The sequence below is a fragment of the Pandoraea fibrosis genome (genome assembly GCF_000807775.2).
In the GTDB taxonomy this organism is placed as follows: Bacteria; Pseudomonadota; Gammaproteobacteria; order Burkholderiales; family Burkholderiaceae; genus Pandoraea; species Pandoraea fibrosis.
The window spans coordinates 3,299,582-3,324,058 of record NZ_CP047385.1 but is presented as its reverse complement, the minus strand read 5'-3'; the positions used below and the strand labels follow the sequence as shown (position 1 = coordinate 3,324,058).

18 protein-coding genes are annotated in these 24,477 nt (G+C 65.1%); 7 read left to right on the top strand and 11 right to left on the bottom strand.

Annotation, left to right across the window (positions count from 1 at the left end):
• Positions 1-83: 83 nt before the first annotated feature.
• On the top strand, positions 84-1,343 hold the full coding sequence (locus PI93_RS14665) for an NAD(P)/FAD-dependent oxidoreductase (RefSeq protein ID WP_039365867.1): 1,260 nt from the start codon (positions 84-86) through the stop codon (positions 1,341-1,343).
• A gap of 64 nt (positions 1,344-1,407) precedes the next feature.
• Positions 1,408-2,409, top strand: a complete 1,002-nt coding sequence (locus PI93_RS14660; protein WP_080759010.1) for a cation diffusion facilitator family transporter — start codon at positions 1,408-1,410, stop codon at positions 2,407-2,409.
• A 59-nt stretch (positions 2,410-2,468) separates the two neighbouring features.
• Here the strand turns inward: PI93_RS14660 and PI93_RS14655 are convergent, their stop codons facing one another.
• From PI93_RS14655 to bcsB, 9 genes are all read right to left on the bottom strand, one after another.
• Positions 2,469-3,404, bottom strand: coding sequence for a universal stress protein (locus PI93_RS14655; RefSeq protein WP_039365870.1), 936 nt, complete (start codon positions 3,402-3,404; stop codon positions 2,469-2,471).
• Between the two features lie 47 nt (positions 3,405-3,451).
• A complete protein-coding gene (locus PI93_RS14650) occupies positions 3,452-4,450 on the bottom strand; it encodes an aldo/keto reductase (protein WP_039365871.1) in 999 nt (332 codons plus the stop codon).
• Positions 4,451-4,568: 118 nt separating this feature from the next.
• Positions 4,569-6,221 carry a cellulose biosynthesis protein BcsG gene (gene bcsG, locus PI93_RS14645; RefSeq protein WP_039365873.1) on the bottom strand — a complete coding sequence of 551 codons (1,653 nt, stop codon included), beginning with the start codon at positions 6,219-6,221 and terminating at the stop codon, positions 4,569-4,571.
• A 125-nt stretch (positions 6,222-6,346) separates the two neighbouring features.
• Complete coding sequence (gene bcsA / locus PI93_RS14640; protein ID WP_039365875.1) at positions 6,347-9,004, bottom strand: UDP-forming cellulose synthase catalytic subunit; 2,658 nt, start codon at positions 9,002-9,004, stop codon at positions 6,347-6,349.
• On the bottom strand, positions 9,001-9,777 hold the full coding sequence (locus PI93_RS14635; RefSeq protein WP_039365878.1) for a cellulose synthase operon protein YhjQ/BcsQ: 777 nt from the start codon (positions 9,775-9,777) through the stop codon (positions 9,001-9,003). Before PI93_RS14635 ends, bcsA begins: the two co-directional genes overlap by 4 nt.
• Positions 9,778-9,854: 77 nt before the next feature.
• A complete protein-coding gene (locus tag PI93_RS14630; RefSeq protein WP_039365880.1) occupies positions 9,855-11,945 on the bottom strand; it encodes a cellulose biosynthesis protein BcsC in 2,091 nt (696 codons plus the stop codon).
• Between the two features lie 3 nt (positions 11,946-11,948).
• The gene (locus tag PI93_RS14625; RefSeq protein ID WP_158453249.1) at positions 11,949-13,712 is read right to left on the bottom strand and encodes a tetratricopeptide repeat protein; all 1,764 of its coding nucleotides are present in this window, start codon (positions 13,710-13,712) and stop codon (positions 11,949-11,951) included.
• Positions 13,697-14,920 carry a cellulose synthase complex periplasmic endoglucanase BcsZ gene (gene bcsZ / locus PI93_RS14620; RefSeq protein WP_039365884.1) on the bottom strand — a complete coding sequence of 408 codons (1,224 nt, stop codon included), beginning with the start codon at positions 14,918-14,920 and terminating at the stop codon, positions 13,697-13,699. The genes PI93_RS14625 and bcsZ overlap by 16 nt, the downstream gene beginning before the upstream one ends.
• Positions 14,921-17,149, bottom strand: coding sequence for a cellulose biosynthesis cyclic di-GMP-binding regulatory protein BcsB (bcsB, locus tag PI93_RS14615; RefSeq protein ID WP_158453250.1), 2,229 nt, complete (start codon positions 17,147-17,149; stop codon positions 14,921-14,923).
• 424 nt (positions 17,150-17,573) lie between these two features.
• Between bcsB and PI93_RS14610 the strand changes: the two genes are divergently transcribed.
• The 4 genes from PI93_RS14610 (at position 17,574) to PI93_RS14595 (ending at position 21,738) form a co-directional block, all read left to right on the top strand.
• On the top strand, positions 17,574-17,840 hold the full coding sequence (locus PI93_RS14610; RefSeq protein ID WP_144400165.1) for a hypothetical protein: 267 nt from the start codon (positions 17,574-17,576) through the stop codon (positions 17,838-17,840).
• A gap of 6 nt (positions 17,841-17,846) precedes the next feature.
• Complete coding sequence (locus tag PI93_RS14605) at positions 17,847-18,497, top strand: HAD-IB family hydrolase (RefSeq protein WP_039365890.1); 651 nt, start codon at positions 17,847-17,849, stop codon at positions 18,495-18,497.
• Positions 18,498-18,528: 31 nt separating this feature from the next.
• Positions 18,529-20,472, top strand: a complete 1,944-nt coding sequence (locus tag PI93_RS14600) for an FUSC family protein (RefSeq protein ID WP_052240383.1) — start codon at positions 18,529-18,531, stop codon at positions 20,470-20,472.
• A 102-nt stretch (positions 20,473-20,574) separates the two neighbouring features.
• On the top strand, positions 20,575-21,738 hold the full coding sequence (locus PI93_RS14595) for a methyltransferase (protein WP_039365892.1): 1,164 nt from the start codon (positions 20,575-20,577) through the stop codon (positions 21,736-21,738).
• 63 nt (positions 21,739-21,801) lie between these two features.
• On the opposite strand, the gene PI93_RS14590 is transcribed toward PI93_RS14595, so the two are convergent.
• Positions 21,802-22,989 (bottom strand): TIGR03862 family flavoprotein, encoded by a 1,188-nt coding sequence (locus PI93_RS14590; protein ID WP_052240409.1) that lies wholly within the window; start codon positions 22,987-22,989, stop codon positions 21,802-21,804.
• 401 nt (positions 22,990-23,390) lie between these two features.
• Here PI93_RS14590 and PI93_RS14585 point away from each other — a divergent pair, with 401 nt between their 5' ends.
• Positions 23,391-24,128 carry a class I SAM-dependent methyltransferase gene (locus PI93_RS14585; RefSeq protein ID WP_039366177.1) on the top strand — a complete coding sequence of 246 codons (738 nt, stop codon included), beginning with the start codon at positions 23,391-23,393 and terminating at the stop codon, positions 24,126-24,128.
• Positions 24,129-24,193: 65 nt separating this feature from the next.
• Here the strand turns inward: PI93_RS14585 and PI93_RS14580 are convergent, their stop codons facing one another.
• Positions 24,194-24,385, bottom strand: coding sequence for a DUF2964 family protein (locus PI93_RS14580; RefSeq protein WP_039365894.1), 192 nt, complete (start codon positions 24,383-24,385; stop codon positions 24,194-24,196).
• Positions 24,386-24,477 lie beyond the last annotated feature (92 nt).

The following is a 24,477-nucleotide window of genomic DNA, read 5'->3' as shown; positions in this document are numbered from 1 at the left end:
GAACGGCCATCCTCGCGGTATTCAAGACGCCCCCGTGCGCCGATGCATTACACTGACGGCCGAATTCTCTCCCACTCATCCTCATGTCCGAAGCTACTTCTACCACTGTCATTCTTGGCGCCGGTCAGGCCGGCGGCGAAACCGCTCTCGCACTGCGTCAACTCGGTTACACCGGCCGCATCGTGCTCGCCGGCAGCGAAACGCACCTTCCCTACCGTCGCCCGCCGCTCTCGAAGGCCTTTCTGGCCGGCCAGGCCGACGAAGCCAGCCTGCTGATTCGTCCCGCCGACGCCTGGGAGAAGGCCGAGATCGACGTGCGCCTCGGGGTCACGGCGACGGCCATCGACCGGGCCGCACGCACCGTCACGTTCGACGACGCTCAGACGCTCGGCTACGACCATCTGGTGCTGGCGCTCGGCGGTCGTGTTCGCCCGTTGCCCATCCCTGGCGGCGACGCCCCGAACGTCTACTACCTGCGCAACATTGCCGATGCACAGCGCCTGCGCGAAGCGCTCGCGCCGGGCAAGCGTGTGATTGTGGTCGGAGGTGGTTACATCGGTCTGGAAGTGGCGGCAAGCGCTGTCAAGGCAGGCGCCAGCGTGACTGTGCTCGAAGCCGCCCCGCGTCTGCTGGCGCGTGTGGCGGAAGCCGATCTCGCCGAGTTCTTTGCTACGCTGCACCGCGAAAACGGTGTGGACGTGCAGGTCGGCGTAGGGGTGACGGCGCTCGAGCAGGACGCTGCCGGTCAAGTCGTGGCAGTCGTGGCGGGTGACAAGCGTCTGTCGGCCGACGTCGTGGTCGTCGGCATCGGTCTGATCCCTAACACGGAGCTCGCACAAGCGGCCGGTCTGGCCGTGGACAACGGCATCGTCGTGGACGAATTTGCTCGCACGAGCGATCCGGCCATTCTGGCAGTAGGCGATTGTGCACATCACGAACACCCGGCGCTGGGCCGTCGTATCCGTCTGGAATCGGTGCCGAGCGCCAGCGAAATGGCCAAAGTCGCGGCGAGCGTGGTGCACGGCGACACCCCGAAAGCCGTCGCAACGGCGCCGTGGTTCTGGTCCGACCAGTTCAATGCGAAGTTGCAGATGGTTGGCATGACCGAGGGTCACGATGCCGTGGTCGAACGCCGCTTGCCCGACGCGCAAGGGGCGGCCGTTTTCATGCTGTTCTATCTGCGCGATGGCGCGGTCGTCGCGGCGGCGAGCATCAACCGCGCTCAGGAGTTTCTCGCCGCGCGCGAACTCGTGGGCCGCCGTGCGGTGATCGATCCGGCTCGTCTGGCCGACCCCGCCACACCACTCAAGACACTGCTCGCCGAACTGGGTCCGGCGGTCTAAGACGGCAAGGCACGCGATCGGCGAGGCAGGATTACAATCCTGCCATCCCGACGCGAGGCGAGCCATGCCAAACTCACCGTACGACACACACCACCATAGCCACGAAGGGCATGGTCACGCGCACGCAGGACATCGCCACGCGGGGCATAGCCATGCCGACGGTGTGACCGATCAGAAACGGATCGGCATTGCCTTCGTGCTCATCGCGCTATTCATGATCGTCGAGATCGTCGGGGGCCTGCTCTCGGGCTCGCTGGCGCTGCTGGCCGATGCCGGTCATATGGTGAGCGACGCCGCTGCACTCGCTTTCAGTTGGATCGCCATCCATTACGGCAAGCGGCCGGCAACCTTGCAACTGACGTATGGTTACAAGCGGCTTGAAGTGCTGGCAGCGTTCGTGAATGGCTGCGCGCTTTTCGTCATCGCCGCATGGATCGTGATCGAGGCAATCCGGCGTTTTACGGCACCCGTACCGATTGTCGGCAAGACAATGCTCATCGTGGCATTTGCGGGACTGCTTGCGAATATTGCCGCGTTCATGGTGCTGCATGGCGGCAACCGCGAGAACCTGAACATGCGCGGCGCGTGGCTTCACGTGCTGGGCGACATGCTGGGCTCGGCGGCAGCCACTGTCGCAGCCGGCGTCATTCTTCTCACGGGCTGGATGCCAATCGACCCGCTGCTATCGATCTTCGTGGCAGTGATCATCCTGAAGAGCGCGTGGGGGATCGTGAAGTCGTCCGCACATATTCTGCTCGAAGGCACGCCCGACTCGCTCAACCCGAATGACATCAAGACGGATCTGGAGTCGACGGTCACCGAAGTGCGGAGCGTTCACCACATTCATGCGTGGTCGATTACGGGCGAGCGTCACATGATTACCCTGCACGCGGTGCCGGCCCTCGGGGTGAGCGCGAGCGATGCCATGACTGCGGTGCAACAGCGGCTGGCGACGCGCTTCAATGTCGAGCACGCCACGATTCAGATCGAAGATGGGGAGTGCCCGGATGGGCATGACGACGTGCATTGCGGGCGTGCCTCGTCCGGGCAGCATTCTCACGAATAATCGGCGGCGGCACGGTGAGTTCGACGGCCCGCCGCCGGATACGCCACGCCCGGGGAGCATCACTCCACGGGGGCGTGCGCAGGCAATAGCAATACCGGACGGCCCGCGTGACGGGCCGTGTCTTCCGCCACACTGCCCAGCGTGAAGCGGCGGAAACCCCGGCGGCCATGCGTGCCGAGGACGATGACATCGACGTCGGCATCCCTGCCCGCCGCGATGATCTGATCGGCAACGCCCTCGCCCACCGGCTGGATCTCCCGCATCTCGACCTCGCTCGGCACCTCGGCGTCATGCAATTTCTGCGTCGCCCAGCGTTTCACCTGTTCCGCCACCGCACGCACCGCCTCGAGCAATGGCTCCGGATCGAAGCCGGCCAGAAACGGTCCCGGCAGGTCCAGGACATGCACAACGCGCAACGATGCTCCGTGTGTCCGGGCAAGCGCTAGCGCGTATTCGAACGCACGGCGCGATGTCTCGCTGTCGTCCAGCGCCACGAGAAGCCGCTCGTAATGCCCGCCCGAGCGAAGTGGCAGGTGCGGCCTTGCCTCCCCCGACACCAGCATCACAGGCACCTCCGCGCTACGCAGAATCTGCTCGGCAATACTGCCCAGCATGGCGCGCCGCACGCCGCTACGGCCGTGCGTACCCACAATGATGATGTCGGCGCCCCACTCGTAGGCCTCGCGCGTCATGGCCTCGGGAACGGTTTCGCCCGTCGTGCGCAGATCGAGCAGATGGGCTTGCGCGTCGAACCCCTCCTCACGCAGGTACAGCACCGCACGCGCGAGGTGCTCTTCGCCCTCGCGCTGCATGTCGCGGCGCACCTGCTCCAGATCGATGAGCTTACCGAAAGCCGACGTCAAGAAATTGACGGGGTCTTCCACCGTATGAATCACGCGGATCGCGTCGCCGTTGCGCGCGAAGGCCGCAGCCTCACGCAGCGCACGGCGCGAAGATTCGCTACCGTCGGTTGCCAGCAAAATGCGTTTGGTCATGATCGGCCTCGCGTGAGGAGTGGAAATTACAGTGAGGTTTGCGATGCTTACCGCGCCGCGTCACCCCAGCGATAGGCATGCGACGCTTCGTCGAGCTTCGCCTTGAGGTCCGGCGCCAACGTGTAGTCGATGGTCCCCAACGTTTCCGTGAGTTGCTCGACGCGGCTGGCACCGATGATGGCCGATGTCACGACGGGATTCGCGAGTACCCAGGCGAGCGACAAACGCGTCAACGACTCGCCGGCATCTTTCGCGATTCCCTTGAGCGTCTCGATGGTCTCGAACTCGCGCTCGTGCCAATAGCGTTGCTGATACATGGCGCCGGCCTTGCCGACCGTGGCGGTAGTGAAGCGCCCTTCGCTGGGCGCGGCGTCGTGCCGGTACTTGCCGGTCAGCAAGCCGCCCGCCAGCGGGTTGTAAGGAATGACGGCCAACCCTTCTTCGCTCGCGAGCGGCAACAGTTCGCGTTCGATCTGGCGAAACAGCAGGTTGTAGCGGGGTTGCACCGACACGAAACGCGCAACGCGCAGCACGTCGGCACGGCCCAGCGCCCGCGCGAGGCGATAGGCAAGGTAATTCGATACGCCGATATAGCGTGCCTTGCCCGATTTCACGATGGTGTCGAGCGCCTCGAGCGTCTCGTCGATCGGCGTGTCGGTGTCGTCGGAATGCAACTGATAGAGATCGACGTAGTCGGTGCCCAGACGGTTCAGCGAGGCATCGATGGCGTCCAGCAGGTGCTTGCGCGACGCGCCCTTGTCCCACGGCGAGGGTCCCATCTGACCGCACGCTTTGGTGGCAACGATGAACTTGTCGCGACGTCCCTTGAGCCAGCGGCCGACGATCTCTTCGGTACGCCCGGCAAGCGACGTATCGGCGCCAAGCGGATAGACGTCGGCGATATCGATGAAGTTGACACCTGCGTCGGACGTGCGGTCGAGAATCGCGTGGCTCGCGGCTTCTTCGGTTTGGAGACCGAACGTCATGGTACCCAGACACAGGCGGGAAACGGTCAGGCCGGTGCGGCCGAATTTCGTGTATTGCACGGTAACTCCCGGAATGTTCGAATCAGGCAATATCAAACGGCGATACAAGACTGCGCTGCCCGCTTGCGCGGGCGAGACACACAGTATGCGCGATTCCGGAAAAAAGCGTGAGCGTCGGCTACTCCAGCGATTTCAGGTCCAGCCAGACGCCGTCAGCCCCGCGAATGAGCATCTTGCCGTCATATCGCATGACGGTCGTCTGCTCGTTCGCCGACACGAAAGCCGTCTGCGGCAAATCATTGGCATACTGCGCCAGATCCGGCGTGCCCGCGAACGGATTGTTCGCCACCAGATGCGAGACGAGCGTCATGAGCGCCAGATAGCTCGTGGGCGTGGAAATCGTGATCGGCGTGCCGTGTGCCGCCGTCGCATCGTTACCGAAGCCCACCAGTTTGACCGCAACCGGCACATGCGTGATCTCCGGCAGCGGGATCTCGCGCATCCCCGAGATCTGCAACTTGCTGCCGCGCAACGCGGCCCCGTGCTCCGGCACGAACACGACGACCGCCTTGCGGCCCGACTTCGCAATGGTGTCGATGAACTGACTGAAGTCGTCGAACATGGCCTTGGCCCGCAGCGGATAGCTCTGTGCGCTGGAGAGCTTCGAGCCTTCGAGACGGTTGCCGTCGTGCAGGGAGATCGTGTTGTAGTAGAGCGCCACGCGCTTGTCCGGCTGCGCCGTGCGTTGCTTCCACCACGATTGCAACACGTCGCCGTCCGAGCGGATCGGCGTTTCGTCGAAGGCTCGCATCGCCACTCGCGCGTGCGTGTTGTCGAATGGCGTGATGCCCTGAACGTTAAAGTTCTGTTGCACTTCCTGCATGAAGTTGTCGAAGTGCCCGTCGTGGTTCAAGGCGAGCGTGGGCGTAAAGCCGAGTTGCTTCAGGTCGCTCATCACATAACACTGCGGGCCGGCAGGATCGTACAGCGCCTTGTGCGTCGGCTGGCCGCAGCCCGCGCGCAACACCCGAATGGCCGCCGGTCCACTGTAGCTCGCCGCCGAGTTGAAGTTCTTGAAGACGAAGTCGAAACGTGAGAGCAACGGCTGGTTGTTGAGATTGTCGACGTCCAGATCGTCTTGTGCGAGCGAGCAGATATGCAGGAAGATGATGTCGAAGTCCGGTCCGGCCCCGGCCTGCGCCGGCAACGAGACGGAGCGCGTCAGTTCGCGCGCGTAAAAGCTGTTGAGCGCCGCGTTCGGGTTCGCTCCGGGCGGCACCTCACCGTCGCCCGCCACGAATTCGCCAGCCGCCCCCGCTGTCGCCCCCCCGCCTGCGGCACCTGTCGCTCCCGCACCCGCCCCTGCCGTCACCGCCGAGGTGTCGCCCTGCGCGGCCACTACCGGCGAGACCGATACGAGCGTGCCGACGCGCAGCACGCCCGGCACGATCAGCAGGGCCAACAGCACGAAAGTCGTCACGCGCACCCAACGATTCACGATCCAGTACACGAGCACCATGATCGCAAGCAACAGCCAGTCCCGCGCCGACACGAAGCGGCCCAGCAGTTCGATGATGTAGGAGAAACGGAATTGCAGCAGCGCGGGCAATTGCTCGATGAAGCGGGCGAACGGCGGCAGGTTCGAATCGTAGTAAAGGAGTGCAGCGCCCGCAGGAATGGCGATGACCTGTCGCGCGATGCGCGCCCAACGAGGACGCAGCCGGATCGTGAGCAACACCGCGAAGATGAAGTTCGGCAGCATGTGAAAACCGATGATGCCCGCCCACAGCAGCAACAGCTTCAGGATGAAATAGAGGTTCCAGATGCCCATCGTATGGTTCCTTGGCGCCGGTTCCGTCCGGCTCACGTCCCGCTTGCTTCCGAATGACTGCTTCGCGGTTTTCCTGCGATTCTACGTACCGCCCAAACGCCCCCGCCGGCCATGCGCCTCACGCTCTACATCTGACGCACACCACGCAGACGATTCTGCCAACGCGTGACGAGCTTGCTCAGCAGGTAATTCGCCAGCACCTGGTAGCCGCGCAGCCCCATCCCCAACATTTCGAAGAGCGCCTTGATCGGCTCGTCGCGGGTGCGTTCGGCATCCCAGTCACGCCAGGCGTCGGCGCGGCCGAACGTGAATTGCACGAGATGCTTGTCTTGCTCAGCGGTGAGCGGCAGGAACGAGAGGAACAGGGAATGTCCGCGTGAACCGACCACGCTCACCGGGAAGCCGTACTCGTTCACTCCCCGCGCCAACGCGACCTGTGCTTCGGTGCCCACGCCCAGATCGATCGGCACCGGCAGTTGCAACGCCAGACCGCCGCCCGAAAAATCGCGCGTATGGCACGCCATCGTGCGCCCATCGGGCAGATAGAGCGTCGCGGGCATGCGCATCGACACGCGGTGCGTGCGGCGCACCTGCTTCACCTCGGTTGCCACGGCCACCGCAGCGCCGAGCACGGCCAGATTGAACGACACCCACGCCAGATTGAAAACCAGCGCCCCGGTCTCGTGCGCCGGACCGTAGAAGTAACGCAGGATGCCCGCGAGAAAGCCCAGCAGGTTGAAGCCGAGCAACACCAGATAAGGCTTCGAGATGGTCCAGTCGAAAAAGCTCTGCTCGATCAACCCACCCTTGGCGGTCACGTTGAATTTGCCGTAACGCGGGTTGATGAACGCCACCGTCGTCGGCAGCGCCACGTACCAGGCCAGCACCGCTTCGTAGACATCCGACCAGAACGAATGACGATACTTGCCCTGAATACGCGAGTTGGCGATGTTCGCGTGCGCAATGTGTGGCAGCACGTAAGCACAGATGCTAAGTGCGGCGGCCTGCACGATGTGCAGACCGAAGAACAGGTAACAGATCGGCGCCAGCAGGAAAATGATGCGCGGAATGCCGTAGAAGAAATGCAGCATCGCACTCGCGTAACAAATGCGCTGGCCGAGTTTCAGGCCGCGTCCGAGAAGCGGGTTATCGACGCGAAAGATCTGCGCCATGCCGCGCGCCCACCGAATGCGTTGTCCCACATGCCCGGAGAGCGATTCGGTCGCCAGACCGGCGGCCTGCACGACCTTGAGGTACACCGTATTCCAGCCACGGCGGTGCATCTTGAGCGCGGTATGGGCGTCTTCCGTCACGGTTTCGACGGCCACACCGCCGACTTCATCGAGGGCGGTGCGACGCAACACCGCGCACGACCCGCAGAAGAACGAGGCATTCCAGAAGTCGTTACCGTCCTGCACGATGCCGTAGAACAGACGCCCCTCGTTGGGCACCGCGCCGCGCGTGGCGAGGTTGCGCTCGAACGGATCGTCGGAGAAAAAGTGGTGCGGCGTTTGCACGAGCGAGCAACGTGCGTCCTTGAGGAACGAACCCATCGTCGTCTGCAGGAACGAGCGCACAGGGATGTGATCGCAGTCGAAAATGGCGATGAATTCGCCCTGTGTCTTTCCCAGCGCGTGGTTGATATTGCCTGCCTTGGCGTGGCGGTTGTCGGGGCGCGTCATGTAATGCACCCCCGCCTGCGCGGCAAAATCGCGCATCGCTTCGCGGCGTCCGTCGTCGAGCAGATAAATGTTGAGCTTCTCGGGCGGCCAGTCGATCCCGCAAGCCGCATAAACGGTCGGACGCACCACGTCGAGCCCCTCGTTGTACGTCGGGATATAGATGTCGACGGTAGGCCATTCCCGCGTGTCCGGCGGCAGCGGCGTGATGCGGCGGTGCAACGGCCAGACCGTCTGGACGTAGCCGAACAGCAGGATCAACCACGTGTATACCTCGGCGGCGACAAGGGTGTATCCGCCCACCGCCTCGGCCACCGTGTCGAATGCCAGCGACTGGGTGAGACGCCACCACACATAACGGATCGTCGAAATCAGCGACAGGCCAATCAACACGAGGACGGAGTACTGGCTGTCGAGTCGGCGGAACACCAGCGCGAGCGTGAGCGTGCAGATCGAGAACAGCAATTGCTCGAACGGTTCGAACGGTGTGGTCACGATCCAGAACACGCCGATCAGCCCGAGTATGGCAACGACGGCCGAGGTCACCCGCCATTGCATCACCCGCTCGAGCTGCTTGTCGAAGCGATGCGCAAGTTGCGCAGGCGTGTCGGGCGGAATGCCGAAGAGCGTCTGCACCAACCACAGCCGCACGCGTTCGTTATTGTTCCGGAACGCAAGCCAAGCTGTATACGGTGGGAACGCCGGCCGGCGGTCGGCCCGGCGCCAGCACAGCGCGCCCATGATCTGCCAGAAGCTGGCGTCGGCCGGCACGTCGATCCGACGCGTGACACGTTCGTTGATCCACGCGAACGCACGTCCCGGATAGTCCGGTCGGCCCCGGCGTGCGGGCTGGAACAGCATGCGCAGCCACCAGTCGCGCCACTGATCGATTTGGCGCACATCAAGCCGCATCGCCAGACGCGCCACGCCATGATCGCCGACTCGCGACACCCACAGCCGGTGGTCGGGGAAGCGCAGGGTCGCGGCCAGCATCCACTGAAGCAGACGTGGCGGGCGTCCGTCAGGTCGCCGGGGCACCTCGAGACGCATGATCAGCATCTCGCGGCCGAGCCGATAGAGCGAGCGCAGCGCATCGCTGATCATGGGCTTTCCCTCCCCGCACCGGCCGACGAAGTCTCGCCGGGCGTTGTCACGCGCAGCAGCCACGCCGCCAGATGCACGAAATCGAGTGCTGCCTGAGATCCTGGGCCTGCGGCGGCCAACGTCTGAGCGCTCGCCGCCGCCGTACCGACGGCGTCGTCACGGTGAATTCGCAGCGGCACGATGGCGTCGCCCGCACGCGTTTGCATCAGATGCAAAAGATCGTTGTTGAGCGCGGAACTGGCCGCCGCCAGATTGGGCACCATCAGCGCCCGGCCCGCGCTGGCCGCCATCAGATCCGGCTGCGTGACATAGCCCGTGGTCGTCACGGGTACCACCCCGAGCACGAGATCAGCCGCCGCCATCGCCGCTTGCGCCACCACATCGGGCAAGCGTTGCGTGTCGATGAGCACCCGTGTGCCCGCGGCCAGCCCGAGCGCGTCGAGCTGACGCCGCAGCCCTCCGGTGTCCTGCTGCAACCATTGGCCGAGTGCCGCGAGCGTCGTCGCGTCGGTGCGTCCGGCGCTCAGCAACGACACGCCGGCCGGGGTGTCGCACAACACGCTGCGCCAACTGTCCGGTGCGACACCCGGCGACAGCACACCTTTGCCACACGTCTCTCGCAGCCCCAGCAATGCGCCGATGCTGTTCTGGGCGTCGAGTTCGAGCACTGCGACGGGATGGGCAGCCTGTGCGAGTTGCATGGACAGATGCGCTGTGACCGTGCTGCGCCCTGCCCCACCGGCACTGGAGACAACGGCGATGAGCGTCAGCATGCGCCCTCCCCGGCCGCCTTTTCGGGCGCCCCTGAAACGGCAACGGTAAGAACGAAATCGACGCGAGCGCTCATGGGTCAGTAACTCCAGATCGGCCGTACCGGTGAAGGCGGCATCGGCACGTCACCGCGACGGCCGTCGAAGTGATAACGCATGTAGACGAGGAAGCGATTCGGCGCGTAGTAGTCGGAGCGCTCGAACTGCACCTGACCGCCGATGACCCAATGACGGTTGACCCAGTACTCCGCGCGGCCGAGCACCGAGAAGCCGACACCGAAGCCGCCCCCCGAGCCGTAGGTGAGGTTGCCGCTGGCCGCTTGCAGTGCGCCATCTGTCGGGAAGTACGGCATGGACTTCTCCTGACTCTGAGAGAACGACACCGAACCGCGCAGGTAGTACGACCAGCGTTGCGTGCGTCCGTACCATTCCAGCGGTAGCGTCAGCGAGACATACGTTTGCGGGCTGTAGTACCCGCCATGGCCGTAAGTGTAGAAGCGCTCGTTCTGCGCAAAACTGTCGAAGAACAGCGTAAGGCCTGTGTTCAGGCGCATGTCGCGCTTGTAGATCAGCGGCAGATCGACACCCGTGCGCGCCGACACCTCCGAGTTGTTCAGCACATTTTCGCCCGTGAGCCGCGCCACACTGGCTTCGGCGAAAACGCCCCACTTCGCGAAGTCGCGCGACGCGTGGAACGTAATGGCGTCGCGCCGCACGCCGCCCCATTTACCGTCGCCGAAAATCTCGGGCAACGGCAGATAGGCACCGGCATACGAGACCATGCTGCCCGTCATCGGCCGGCGCGACGCATCGACCCAGTAGTTGTAACGTCCAAGGTTGCCGAACAGGCGCACGCCACCGGTCACGTAGGAGATGGGAAAGCCGATGGGCGTATGGCCGATGTCGGCCCGAATCCAGTCGTTCTCATACCCGAGCATCAGCGCCTGACCGTGCGCCTTCTGACGCTTCGTGCCATAGTCGCCCAACACACCGGGGTTCGCCGCCCGGAACGACTGCACGTTCAGGAACGGCAGCGTGCCGAACTCCGAGGTGCCGTTCAACGGCAAGTCGCCGGAGTCTGCGCTGACGTAGTCGGTCTGCGCGAACACATGGCCGTCGTAGCCGAGCGCGTATTGGCCATACAGTGGCACAGCGCGCGCGTTGAACATCGAGATGCCGCCGTCGCCCTTCTTCTGATCGATTTCGTAGCCCGCCGCCACATAGCTGTTGCGACGCGATTCCAGCGAGTCGATCGCCGATTCGGCCGACGTCATGCCGTCATAGCCGGGCAGCGCGCCCTGCACGATCTCTTCCTTGCGGGCCTGGTCGTACCATCCCTTCGCCTCGTTGTAATGACGCTGGGACTGCGCGATGCGCCCGCGTTGCACCGTCACGGCAGACGTCTCGGGGAATTGGGCGCGCAGCTTGTCGTTGAGCGCGATGGCCTCGTCGAAGCGCTCCATCGAGGTAAGGCGCCGCACGACCGCGAGTTGAGTCCAGACGTCGTCCGGCGGCGCCTCGGCCAGCGCGCGATCGAGTTCTCGGTTCGCGGCCTCGTCGTCCTGAAGTTCGTAAAGCACGCGCACGAGCGACAGGCGCGCGTCCTGATCGCTCGGGTCCTGACGGATCTGTGCTTGCGCAATTCTGCGGGCGTCGTCATAGCGGCGTTCGTCGAAATAGATATCGCCCAACGTCGACATCGCGCGCTTATCGGGCGGTTGTCGCGCGAGCAACGGCTCGAGCTTTTCGCGCGCTGTCTTGAAGTCGCCCAGCGCACGTGCCCGGTCGGCTTGACGCAACGCCAGCCGGTCCTGCAAATCCTGCCATTCGTCGCGCTGATCGGCCCCGAGCGTGGCCGGATCGATGCCCGTGAGGAAGGTGCCGAGTTCGGCGTCGCGCTCCGCCGTATTGAGCAGTTCCGCATAGCGTAGTTGTGCGTCGGGTTGTGGCTTGACTGCGTGGGCGGCAAGCCAGTCGCGCATGAGGGCCAGGCCCTGATCGGGTTGACCGGCCGACACGCGTGCGCGCGCCACCTCGCCGATCAGTTCCGGATCGTCGCCGGCCATCGTCAACGCCTCGCGGTAACGCTGCTCGCTCTGCGCGTCGTCGCCCGCGGCATGTGCTTCACGGGCCTGACGTGCCGCCTCGCGAATCGCCAGCGTCGTGCGCATGCCCTAGATCGATGGCGTGACGTTGGCCGCCGGAATCTGTGCGAGCGATGCCCGTGCGCCCACTTCATCGTCGATGACGTTCAGGTAAATCGCCTGCGCATACAGCATCTGCGCGCGGTCGTCGGACTCGAGCGGCTGGCGCATGCCCTCTGCCATCACATCGCGGCCTATCTGCGGCAGACGCAACTTCCGGTAGAGACTCGCGAGCGAATAGCGTGTCCACGCATTGCCCGGATCGAGCGCGACGGCGCGCTCCAACGCCGCCAGCGCCGGCCCGTTGTGGCCTTGCGCAATCTCGCGCTCGGCATCGTCCGACAAAGCGGCGGCTTCCGCCTTGTCGAAACGTGCCTTGTCCTGCGGGAAGCGCCGCCTCAGATCGCCCAGCAGGGTCGCAAGCTCTGCGCGACGCTGCTGACGCGAGTACAGGGTAATCATGCCGCGCAGGGCCGTGTCGTTGTCCGGTTCGATCTTGAGCGCCTGTTGGAACAATCGCTCGGCATCGTCGTCGCGCTTGTCGTCCATCGCAATATCACCCAGCAGCGCCAGTCCGTCGGGATTGCGCGGATCGCTGGCCAACGCGCTGCGCACGAGCCGGTCGGCCTCATCGAGACGTCCCGCATCGCGTGCGTCGCGCGCCTCGGACATCGCCCCCCAGAACTGCGACGTCCGCAGCAGTCCGCGCCACTTGCCGGCGTTGTCCGGGTCCTTGCGCAGTGCTTGCTCGAACAGCGCCTGCGCGCCCTTGTGATCGCCCTGCCGCATCTTCACCAGGCCTAGCGAGCCAAGCACTTCCCCGTCGTTCGGGCGCTTGACGCGCGCTGCATCGAGGGATTTCTCCGCATCGCCCAGACGCCCCTGATCGAGCGCCTGAATGCCGGCCTGACGCGCCTTGTAGGATGGGTCGTTGAGCATGCGCGTGCGAGCGGCCTGCTGCGCATTCAGCTTGTCGTAGGCCGCACGAATATCGGCATCGTTCGGCGCAAGCGCGAGATAACGTTGATACAGCGGCAGCCACGCGAGATTGCCGTCCGCCTTGGACAACCCTTTCTGCCACAGCGGGAGCAGAGCGTTCAGATCGGCGTTGGGACGCGCCGCGAGTTCCGCCACCATCCGCGTGCCTGCAAGGCGGCTCGCCGGCCGATCCATCATCAACTCGGCCAACGACTGCGAGGCGCGGGAGTCCTCCGGCGACGCCTTCGCCAGATTCGCCAGCCCCTGTTGCGCCGAAGACCAACCGTTGGTGGCGTTCGCCTGCGCCCGGTAGTACTCGACACCGAGATCGCCCGCGGGCGGGCCATCGGGAAACAGCGCTTTATATTCGGCGAACGCGGCATCGGCCTGCCCGCTGCGTTGCAATATCCGGGCACGCGCGATGCGCGATTTATCGACGGTATTGATCCGGATCACGTCGGCCAGCGCTTTCGTCGCCGGGGCGTTTGGATACTTGGCGCGTAGCGTCTGCAATGCCTTGTTCGCCTGCTGCGGATGATTCTCCTCGATCTCGATCTGACCGAGCAGCGAGAGCGCGTCCGGTTGATCCGGCTGCACGAGCAGCGCCTTCTCAAGCGCGGAACGGGCGAGATCGTTGCGATAGCGCGAATGCCAGAGATGCGCGCTCGCGAGCAGATTGCTCACGTCTCGATTCGGCGCCACGGCGTTGGCGTTGCTGTTCCCCGCGTTCGACGCGGGCGCGGCACGCACATGTCCACCACCGGTGGCCATCAGCAGGCACGTCACGCAGGCGGAACGGATCAACGTGTCGCGCAAGCCGCCTCCCATGGCACTTGCAACGTGCCGTCGGCGGCGAAACGGAAGTGCCCGTCCTGCCAGCCCAGACCGAACAGCGAAAGTACCGAGCTGTAGTAGCCCGGCGCCGATTGCGCATCGAGTGATCGGGCGCGGGCGACCTGCCCCTGCGCCAGCGCTGTATTGCCTACCGCCTGAAGCAGTGGCACCAGTGCCGCGGAAAAGCCCGAACCGCCGTCCTGCTTCGCGGTGCCGTCGCGGGTATTCACTCGTTCGGGCGGCGCACCGTGGGCCGCCACGTACTTCAACATGCCATCGAAGCTGTGCCGCAGGGCGTGAAAATCCTCGCTGCTGGGCGCGAGCATGCCCGCCCAGAGATAGACACGAATCGCGTTATAGCTGCCCTCGCCCTGCGTTTCGGGATCAATCTCGAAGCCCCGGCCGGCGCGGTACATCGCCCATTCCGGCGCGAATCCCAGGGGGGGCGCTGTCAGCGTGATCTGCTTGAGCGAGGACGTCACGAGTTGTGCCCAGCCGCTCTCGGGAAAGAGTCCCGCCAGACGCCGCACCACCTGCATCGGCACATAGCTGGGATTGAGGCGCCAGAGGTCCTTGGCAGGATGAAAGCCCACCGGGGCCGGGAGCAGTGTCCGGCCAAGACCCGGCACGAAATCGCTCTCTTCGGAGGTGATACGTCGCGCGACGAGGGCGCCCAGCGCGGAGTAGCGCCGCACGTTCCACAGCCGCCCCGCCTCGCCCAGCGCATAGGCGATCCACATATCGGCATCGCTGGCCGGGTTGCTGTCGAGTACGGCCCACTGTCCGTCGTCCTTCTTGCCCCAGAGCCACGCCGGCAGATGGGCGGTGAGATCGCCCTGCGCGAGATTGTTGACCGTCCAGTCGAGCACCTTGTCGAAGGTCGCCCGGTCGTTGGCAATCAGCGCAAAGGTCAACGCATAGGCCTGACCTTCCGACACCGTGCGCTGATCGCTCATGCTGCGATCGATCACGCGTCCGTCGTCACTCAGAAAGCCTGCCTTGAAGCGTGTCCAGTCCGGCCAGTCGACCGACGCGCACGCACGGCCGCCTGCGGCGGGCGCGGACGCCGCCTTCGCCGGTGCGCCATGCACCGGCGGTATCAGACTGGCGAGCATCGGCACCGCGCTGCAGGCGGCGAGCGCACGCAACACGGCACGACGGCGCCGGCCGTAAGCATCGGCGCGTTTCATTTACTTCTCCAGACGACGCGATGCGCGGCGCTGTAACCAGCCGAAGCACTTGAGCGCAATCGCGAAGGCCGCGAGCAACGCCACCAATCCGACCAGAACCGGGTGGCTTGAGAGGTGGTAGCGAATGCGGGTCCACCAGCTCACGTCGCCGACAAAATACGTCTGTCCCAGCCGGTACGATTCGACGCGCTCGCCGTTGACCACCGCCAGATCGCCGTGAATCGCGGCGCGCCGCGTGTTGTCGTCGATGGCGTCGACGACGCTGAGCAACGAGTCGTCGCTCGACGCATTGATGGCGACAACCGAGCGTGACGGACTCACGGGCGATTCGAAACCGACGAGGGCGGCGAGCGGTCCTTGCGAGAGCGCGTCCATGCGGGCCGGGCCGACACGGCTGGCCGCGAGTGCCGAGCCGGTAGCGCCATCCCCCCGATAGCCTTGCGGCTGCGCGCTCAGCACGCGACGTGTCTTGTCGATGATCAATGGCAGATTCTTGCCCCACTTGATCAGCAGGTCTGCGGCGTCCTTCCCTCCGACGACCAGCAAGTCGCGGTCTTTGAAGCGGTCCGTTTGCGTCGTGTCGAGCACCTCGAAGCGATCGGCATACGTGCCGGTCGAGCGGCCGAACTGACCGAGCGTCGAGAACACCGTTTCGAGTTCCGCCGTGTCGGGCGTCTTCGACATGACAACGGCCGTCTGCGCCAGATCGGCATATTTCGTGAACGGGAAGCCACTGCCGACGAAGAAGCTCAGATTCGGCATCTCGGCGTAGTGCGGCAGACCGCTGAAGTCGATGGTCGAGTCCGCATCGATGGCCGACCGGGCCGCGTTCGTGATCGTCTGGCTGCACAGACCTTCCTTGTGCGGCTCCATGGCGAACTGGAACGACAACGAATTGCGCGACGCCACCTGGAAAGCAGGGATGCGAACCTCTCTGCGGTCGGCCATCGTGCCATCCGAGAGCAACTCCACGAGCATGTGGCTCTTATCGGTGCTCGCCCCCGCCGCGCGCAGACGATAGGCGCGCACGAACTGATCGTTGATCGCCACGCTCATCGACGAATCGTCGGGTTTGACCGGCGGCGTGTAGCGGTACTTCAGGTCCATCGGCACGCCGGTGTTCTGCCACGTCAGCAAGTCGGCCGGCAAATTGAGCTGAACGCGGATCGGCCACGGCATATAGCCGTTCGCCTGAAGATCGCTGGGGTTGTCGACCAGTTCCCCCAGCTTGACCGGGCGGTCGGTGCGCACCCAGCGCGGCGCGTCGTAGGCCGGACGCGCCGGCAACGGTTCGAGCGCGTCGATGCGCGTCGCGTCCCCCGAGAGCGCGGCGCGGCCCGATACCAGCGCAAGGGCAGCCGTCTCCAGATCCTTGGCGTCACGCCCCTGCACGACGAGCAGTTTGAGCGACGGGTCGTTCGGATTCGAGATCATGCGCAGCGTGGGCGCGTCGACCTTCCCTAGATTGAGCGCCGGCGGCAGCGTGTCGTTCGTGGCAAATACGATGGCGTGCTTTGACGGCAGCGTATTCACGCTGACCGGAAAGCGCGTGCGGCGGTAGTCGCCGATGGCCCCGGCCCACGTCGCCACCACGCCAGCCGCATGCACGACAGCCAGCGACGGCGGCGCACCGAAGACAAACGGCACCGACTGATCGCGATTGTCGTGACGATCGAAGAACGGGGCAGGCAGCGTGGCCAGATCGTTACGCAGCGTGAGCGGTTGCGTGCTGGTGACGATCTCGCTCTGTGGGCTGATATCGGCCCACAGGCTGGAGTGCATCGGATCCTCGCACTCCATCGTGTAGTGGCCGATGAGCACCAGGCGAATCCGGTTGAAGCCCGAGAGCAAGCGTGGGTCGAGCGGAATTTCGCGGATCAGATTCTTGCCGCCGTCCTGTTTGTTGAACGGCAACGTGGCGATCAGCTCTTCATTCAGATAGACCTTGAGTTGCGAGAGATCGGGGATCAGCGCAGGCGAATACGCGTAGCGCAGCCTAAGCAATGCCGAAGCGACCGTCTGATCAAGTCGGATTCCGAAATTGACATCGCCCGCGCCTTCCGTGCCACGCAGGCGTAAGCCATTCGTCTGCCCCAACTGGGCAAACGTCACGGTTCGCTGACTCGTGCCAGGCGGTGCCGACACGGACGCAACGGTATTGATAGCCGCCTCAGGCGAGGCAGTGGCGCCGGACGCAGTGTCCGGCACGGTCGCGGTGCCGGCTGGCACAGGGGCTTTACCCGTCCGACCTCCCGCTGGTGCCGCTCCCGCAAGCCTGGCACCACCGGGGTCCATCGCTGCCAACACTAGCAGGCAGATGGCAGAGACCTTCGTGTAACGCGACCAAGACGCTTGAAGCTGCATGTGCGATGCCTCATCTGTTCTTGTGCTGCATTATCGCCATCTCTACACGAGCCTCGCCCGATCGACCCGACGTCTCACCACGTCGTTGTCAGGCAATCCCAAGATCGCCAGGGTCCGGCGGGACAGCTCAGCCCGTGTGTCTCGAAATAGCACGTTGCGCCATGCTAGCTTGCCTGAGGGCAAGTAATCAAGCGGACGTTAGCCTCCAGGTGTCGGGCGACAGGTACATCGGCCGGCCGGTCAGCGGCGCAATTGCGGTCAATGCAACGCAACGTATAGAATGCCCCGCATGAGCCTGAACGAACCTTCGTCCCCCATTGCCGTGGCGAACCTCGTGCCCGCGCCGGAAGCGGCCGACGCGATGATCGAGCATCGGTATCCCTCGGACATCGACCGTTTGCGCGAAGCCATCGGCTCAGACGTGTTGCCGTTCTATCGCGACGAGCAAGCTTTCGTTGCCAGCCAGCAGGCGAGCCAGCGCTGGCCGCACCTCGTCGCCGTCGCCGACTCGCGCGACACGACGCTATCGGCAGCGCCCGCGTCGAACCAGGGCTGACGTCGCATGCGAGACGCGTCCATCATCGCCGCCTTCGATTTCGACGGGACAATTTCTACTACCGACAGCCTGCGCGTGTTCGTGCGCGAAACGGTCGGCACCGCGCGCTTCGTGACCGGCGCCGTGCTTGCCTCGCCGTGGCTGATCGGCGCTGCGCTGAAGCTCGTCGACCGGGGCACTGCCAAGGCGGCATTCCTGCGAGCGTCGCTTGGCGGCCGGACACAGGCACAACTCGAAGACGACGCCCGACGATTCGTCGCAGGACCGCTGCAACGTCTGCTTCGCCCCGAGATGCTTGCCCGTGTGCGGCAGCACCGATCTATGGGACACCGTATCGTGTTGGTCAGTGCTTCGCCGGGCCTGTACCTCCGCCCGTGGGCTGCCTCCGTCGGGTTCGAGGCCGTGCTGAGCACCGAACTCGCGTTCGACGGACTGGGGCGGTTCACCGGACAATTTGCGCAGCCGAATTGTTGGGGGCCCGAAAAGGTGCGACGCCTTGAAGCATGGTGGTCACCCTCGCCGCCGCGCGTGCTTTTCGCGTATGGCGACAGCCGTGGCGACAAAGAAATGGCCGCGCGCGCCGATCACGCCTGGATTCGCGGGCAGGGCAAGCTCATGCCGTTGATGGACATGGACACGCCACCGCGCGCGCCCTGACGATCCTGACGACCCCCGGCATTCCTCCCTCATGCCCATGACGCCAGAACCCGGCCGCCGCGTCGCGTGGATGTCGCGGCTCGCGCGCCTCGAGCCCGTGGCGTTCTCGCGCTGGGACGCCGTCCATGCCACCCTCTCCGTGGCGATTCCCACGGCCATCGGCGTCGCCATCGGCCATGGCGCCGACGCGTCGCTCTTCGCTCTCGGCGCCCTGCCCGTCATTACCGGCGACCGAACCGGTCCCTATCGCGCACGGGCGCGCTCCATCCTGCTGACCGTTGCCACCGGCGTCGTCGGCTTTTTTGCCGGCATGCTCATCCACGACATCGGTGTCTCCAGTCCGTGGCTCGCGCATGTGTTGTTACAACTGGCCATTCTGCTGTTCAGCTTCATCGGAACGTTCGGTAACGTGGCCTCTGCGGCGACCTTGCAGGGCGCGGTCTACCTCATCGTCGGCTGGGGCCTGGCCCTCCCCCCGCCCGAATGGCGTGCACCGCTGATCCTCGCGGCGGGTGGCGTCTTCAGCGTGCTGCTCATGGCGGTGCATTGGCTGCGCCATCCCGGCGCGGCCGAGCGCGACGCCGTCGCAGCCATCTACCAGCAACTGGCCAACGTGCTCGACGCGAGTGGCACACCACGGGTCAGACTCGCGCGCCGGTCGCTCGAGAACGCGATTGCCGCGGCCTACGACACCCTGCTGACCGCGCGGGCGAGTACGGCCAGCGGCTGGGATGTCCTTGAGCGCCGGGCTGCGCAGATTCTGGCGGCCGAGCCCATCACATCCGCTGTCATCGGCCTTGCACAGGGCGACCAGCCCATGCCCGCGCCGCTCGGCCGGGCCTTGTACGCCATCGCCCGCAGCATTGCGCGGGACCGCCCTGTCGACGTCGAGGCCGCCGTCGCCGCAGCAAAAGGCAATCAGGCCCCCACCTTGGCGTCGGCGTTGCATCGTGCCGAACCGTTGCTGACGGGGACCGTGCATGCTGCAGAAGCACCGCTAGTGGCTTTGGCGAGGCATCAGGCGCGCGCCACGGCGCATCCGCGCTGGATGCCCAAGTGGCCGTGGCCGGACGTGTGGCGATATCTGGTGCGTATCGGCCTGTGCGTGCTCGTCGCGCAGATCTTCATTGCGATCACCGCATTGCCGCGTTCGTATTGGGTGCCGCTGATCGTCGTGGTGATTTTCAAGCCGAACTATGGCTCCGTATTTGCGCGCGCGCTACAGAGTGGCGTGGGCAGCATTGTCGGCGTGGCGGTCTCGGCGGCGGTCGTTGCCATCGACCGCAACGGTCTGGTGAGCCTGGCGGTTTTGATCCCGCTTGCCGCGTGTTTGCCGTGGGCTCTGCGCCGCAACTATGGATTATTCAGCGCGTTGCTGTTACCGATCCTGATGCTGGTGATGGGCGCATTGCAGCCGGGGAGTCAGGACATTGCGATAGCGCGTTTCATCGACGCCGTGGCCGCGTGTGCCATCGTGCTGCTCGTTGGGTATTTGCCATGGGCGAAGTGGGAACGACGTCAGCTTGACGAGCGTGTTGCCAATGCGCTCGACGCACTCGGCCGTTACGCAGCACTCGCCGACACACACGACACCGATGCGGCGTTCGCGGCGAGACGTGCGGCGTACAAAGCGCTGGAAGACACGCGTATCGCGTTGCAACGCGCCTTATCGGAGCCGCCGTTGGTGAGTCGACGAGCGGCGCGTTGGTGGCCGGCGTTGGTGGGATTGGAGCGGGTTGCGAATGCCATCACCGACACAGTTCCACATGGGGACGATCACGAAGCGCCGGTGCATCCGGGGGCGGCGATACTGACGCACATGGCAGCGGCGCTCAGGCATGGCGGTCCGGTCCCGACGATGCCGCAGGCGCCGATCCCGGGCGTCGACCCCGCGCTGGATGGCGCATTGAGAGCGGCAATCGAGGTACTGTTCGGCCCGCCCACGACCGGCGCCGAGCCGTCTCAAACCGACTGAAAGCGGGCCATTTCGGAGTCGCAGGGGACAACGCAGGCATAATGCGGGCTTCCGGCGCAAACAGGGCTCCGCTGCGCCGCCACGTGATAAAGAAGACATTGCATGAACACTACCCCGACGCTCGAATGGACCGAAGACGGTCGCCCCGTCACCGCCCGTTGGCGTTCAGAAGCGGCCGTCGCCGCGCCGCGCCGCGTCGAAGTCGTTGACGACACCCTCACCGCCGACGATGCGTACCATTTGGCATGCGGCGGCACGGCAATGTTGTATCGCGGCGATTATCAGAATGCGCGCCAATTGATGCAGGCGATGGCGCGCCGGGTCGATCGGCCGCCGCACCGTCCGCGTCGAAAGCCGTCGGCGAAGGATGCTCCGGTCAGCGTAAGTGCAGCGGAAGCGTTCCACAAGCATCGTATGGCGCAGGCTCAGCGTGCGCGCATTCTGGGCATGGTGTTGATTCCGCTGGATGCCGACTACGGCATCCCGTTGCGTCGTGCGCCGGATGTGCGAGAGGCTTGCACGCAGGCGTGGGGCGCACCGGACGAGGTATCGTCGGTGGCGTCGTTGCGAGAGATTCTGGGATTGATCGGTGCACACGAGTGGCGCAAGAAGGGCGTGACGATTCCGGCACTGGGCGCGTCGATTCATCCGTGGTACGGCGTGTTCTCACCGATTCGCGGCGAGTACTTGCAGTTGATCGATCAGGCACCGCTGCCATCGACATCGCTGGCGTTCGACGTAGGTACGGGCACGGGCGTGATTGCGGCGTTGCTGGCGCGTCGAGGTGTGCAGCAGGTTATCGCGACGGATCGCGACCCTCGTGCGCTGGCGTGTGCTCGCGAGAATATCGCGCAACTGGGCTACGAGCGTTCGGTGAAGGTCATCGACGCCGACCTGTTCCCCGAGGGCAAGGCGCCGCTGGTCGTCTGCAATCCGCCGTGGCTGCCTGCCAAGGCGAATGCGCCTATCGAACACGCCGTCTACGACCCGGAAAGCCAGATGCTCAAGGGCTTTCTGAACGGTTTGGCGGCACACCTGAGCCCGGGCGGCGAAGGTTGGCTGGTGCTGTCGGATCTGGCGGAACATCTTGGGCTGCGCACGCGCGAGACGTTGCTGTCGTGGATTCACGGTGCGGGCCTTGTGGTGCTCGCGCGTCACGACGTGCGTCCGCACCATCCAAAGGCGGGTGACGCCAACGACCCCCTGCATGCGGCACGACGCCTCGAAGTGACGTCGCTGTGGCGTCTGGGCGTTCGGCCGGCTTAAAGCCCCCGCCTCTGCGCACAAACGAAGCGACACCCGGTGGCGGCACAGCCGCCGGGAACTCGCTTAGCGGAGCGTCTGAAGATAAGCGGCCGCACCGTCGCCGGCCACACAGGCGCTCGCAAAGCATGCGCTCAACAAATACCCGCCGGTCGGCGCTTCCCAGTCGAGCATTTCCCCTGCACAGAACACCCCAGGCAGCGCCTTCACCATCAGCTTCGCGTCCAGTGCCTCGAGCGCAACGCCTCCGGCACTGCTGATGACCTCGGCAATCGGCCGGGTGCGCAACAGCGTCAACGGCAGTCGCTTGATGCCGGCGGCAAGGGCCGCAGGATCGTTGAACGTCTCACGCGGCAGGCACTCGCGCAGCAGCGCCGCCTTCACGCCGGCAATGCCCAGACGGCTTTGCAGATGGCTTGCCATCGAGCGCGATCCGCGCGCACGCGACACCTCCTCGGCCACACGCTCCGCACGCCAGTCCGGCAACAGATCCAGATAGACCTGCGCGCTGCCGTTAGCACGGATCGCATCGCGAATCGGCGCACACAGCGCGTACACCAGACTGCCCTCGATACCATGCGTCGAGATCACGAACTCGCCTTGCCGCGTCGTGCCATCCGGCAGCGACATCGTGACCGACTTCACCGGGTGCCCCGCGAACCGTTCGCGCAAGTGCAGCGTCCAGTCCGTCTCGAAACCCGCGTTAGCCGGCAAGAGCGGCGCAACGCTGACGCCGTGATCCTGCAACCAGGGGACCCAGGCGGCGTCCGATCCCAATTGCGGCCAACTCGCGCCCCCCAAGGCCAGCACCACCGCCTTCGCCTGCACCCGGCGCTCGCCACCGGGCGTGGTGAATCGCAGGTCGTGCGGGCCCGCTGCGGCCTGTGCCTCCCAGCCCAGCCAGCGATGACGCACATGCAACCTGACACCCCCCGCGCGTAGCCGCGTGAGCCAGGCGCGCAATAGCGGCGCCGCTTTCATGTCGACGGGAAAAACGCGTCCCGATGTCCCGACAAACGTGTCGATGCCCAAGCGATGCGCCCACGATCGCACGTCGTCCGCGCTGAATCGGCGCAGCCACTGAGCAACGCTGTCCGCACGCTTGCCGTATCGCGACACGAAGGGCGCGACGGGCTCGCTGTGCGTCAGATTCATGCCGCCCTTGCCTGCCATCAGAAACTTGCGCCCGACCGACGGCATCGCGTCGTAGACGTGGACACGCCAACCCGCCGCCGATAACACTTCGGCCGCCATCAGACCGGCGGGACCGGCGCCTATCACGGCGACATCGATGGTCTCGGCGACCTCGGGGGTCGAAGCGTCAAACGCAGACGGCGAGGCAGACAGGCTGGATTCGGACATGCTTGGGAATGTGGTCGTGCAATAACGGCTGTCGCACAACGCCCGCTTCAGGGAGAGGCGCGGCGGCGAAGGCCGTCATTGTCCCACATAGGTGTCACCTCGACACCCGGGGAGAGGCGATTTTCATCAGGCTCCACATGGCACAGATCGCGCAGATCGGCAGAGCATGGCGGATACTCGCCGCTTTGGCGTTACAATCGCTCCCCCCGCAATTTGCTTTCGCCCTGCGGCGCCGACACCGTCACGCATTCGCATCGACCGGCACTGCGCAGGGCGTCATCCTGGAGTCGCGCATGTCGTCATCCGATCCAGCGTCGATAGGACGCACCGCCTACGCGAGTTTCGCCGAACGTTACGCCGAGATTGCCGTCACCAAGCCGCATAACGCCTTGTACGAGCGTCCCGCCACGCGCGCACTGCTGGGCGATACCTCCGGACAACAAGTGCTCGACGCGGGCTGTGGCCCGGGCATCAACAGCGCCTGGCTCGCCGAGCAAGGCGCGACGGTGCATGGCATCGATGTCACGCCGGAAATGATCGCGCTGGCCCGCAAGCGCTGCGAAGGACTGGCGGCGACGTTCGACGTGCAGGACCTCGGCGAAGCCTTCGTCACGCTGGACGACGATCGTTTCGACGCCATCGTCAGCGCCCTCGCCCTCGATTACGTGGAAAATCTCGGGCCGACCTTCCGCGAATTCGCGCGCGTGGCCAAACCCGGTGCAACGCTGGTCTGGTCCATGGGGCACCCCATGCGCGACTGGCTCGACGAGCGCACCCGGCGCAACCGCACGTACTTCGACACCACGCGCTTCGGGATGTACTGGAGCGGCTTCGGGGAGCCGAAGCCGTATGTGGAATCGTACCGGCGCCCGCTGGCGGGCATTCTGAATGCCGCTGCCGACGCAGGCTGGCAGATCGAGCGCATGGTCGAACCGCTGCCGTTACCCGAGATGAAATCCGTCGACCGGCGGCTATACGACGAGTTGTCGCAACTCCCCGCCTTCATGTGCCTGCGGGCACGCCTTGCCTGAACGGCGCACTGCGGCGACCGTCTCACACACGCATCCGCTCAACGCTCGACACGCCTCTCGACGTGTCACGACTTCTCGTGCGCGCCCCACGGAATGAGCATCGTGGCCGTGCACGTCGCGCCCAGCAGCACGGCGGCCACGCCATAGCGCGACACTTCCGGCAAGTTGAACAGCAGACCGTGGATCGTGGCGAAAATGCCTCCCAGCATCACGAACGCGGCGATGGAGGCAATGAAGACGCGGGTATCGGAACACATACGTCACCTCACAACGAGGTCACGCGCGTTGCGAAGCGGCTCAGGTCAGGAAGTCGACACGACCGGCGGCTAGTCAGCCGGGCCGCGCGAGG

Excerpts from the sequence above, each read along its gene's own strand:
- PI93_RS14610 (WP_144400165.1), top strand. The coding sequence starts at position 17,574 with ATGAGCCTGAACGAACCTTCGTCCCCCATTGCCGTGGCGAACCTCGTG.
- PI93_RS14630 (WP_039365880.1), bottom strand. The coding sequence starts at position 11,945 with ATGCGCACGACGCTGGCGATTCGCGAGGCGGCACGTCAGGCCCGTGAA.
- PI93_RS14665 (WP_039365867.1), top strand. The coding sequence starts at position 84 with ATGTCCGAAGCTACTTCTACCACTGTCATTCTTGGCGCCGGTCAGGCC.
- bcsG (WP_039365873.1), bottom strand. The coding sequence starts at position 6,221 with ATGGGCATCTGGAACCTCTATTTCATCCTGAAGCTGTTGCTGCTGTGG.
- PI93_RS14605 (WP_039365890.1), top strand. The coding sequence starts at position 17,847 with ATGCGAGACGCGTCCATCATCGCCGCCTTCGATTTCGACGGGACAATT.
- PI93_RS14600 (WP_052240383.1), top strand. The coding sequence starts at position 18,529 with ATGCCCATGACGCCAGAACCCGGCCGCCGCGTCGCGTGGATGTCGCGG.
- bcsZ (WP_039365884.1), bottom strand. The coding sequence starts at position 14,920 with ATGAAACGCGCCGATGCTTACGGCCGGCGCCGTCGTGCCGTGTTGCGT.
- PI93_RS14585 (WP_039366177.1), top strand. The coding sequence starts at position 23,391 with ATGTCGTCATCCGATCCAGCGTCGATAGGACGCACCGCCTACGCGAGT.
- PI93_RS14635 (WP_039365878.1), bottom strand. The coding sequence starts at position 9,777 with ATGCTGACGCTCATCGCCGTTGTCTCCAGTGCCGGTGGGGCAGGGCGC.
- PI93_RS14660 (WP_080759010.1), top strand. The coding sequence starts at position 1,408 with ATGCCAAACTCACCGTACGACACACACCACCATAGCCACGAAGGGCAT.
- PI93_RS14580 (WP_039365894.1), bottom strand. The coding sequence starts at position 24,385 with ATGTGTTCCGATACCCGCGTCTTCATTGCCTCCATCGCCGCGTTCGTG.
- PI93_RS14590 (WP_052240409.1), bottom strand. The coding sequence starts at position 22,989 with ATGGCGGCCGAAGTGTTATCGGCGGCGGGTTGGCGTGTCCACGTCTAC.
- bcsA (WP_039365875.1), bottom strand. The coding sequence starts at position 9,004 with ATGATCAGCGATGCGCTGCGCTCGCTCTATCGGCTCGGCCGCGAGATG.
- PI93_RS14655 (WP_039365870.1), bottom strand. The coding sequence starts at position 3,404 with ATGACCAAACGCATTTTGCTGGCAACCGACGGTAGCGAATCTTCGCGC.
- PI93_RS14595 (WP_039365892.1), top strand. The coding sequence starts at position 20,575 with ATGAACACTACCCCGACGCTCGAATGGACCGAAGACGGTCGCCCCGTC.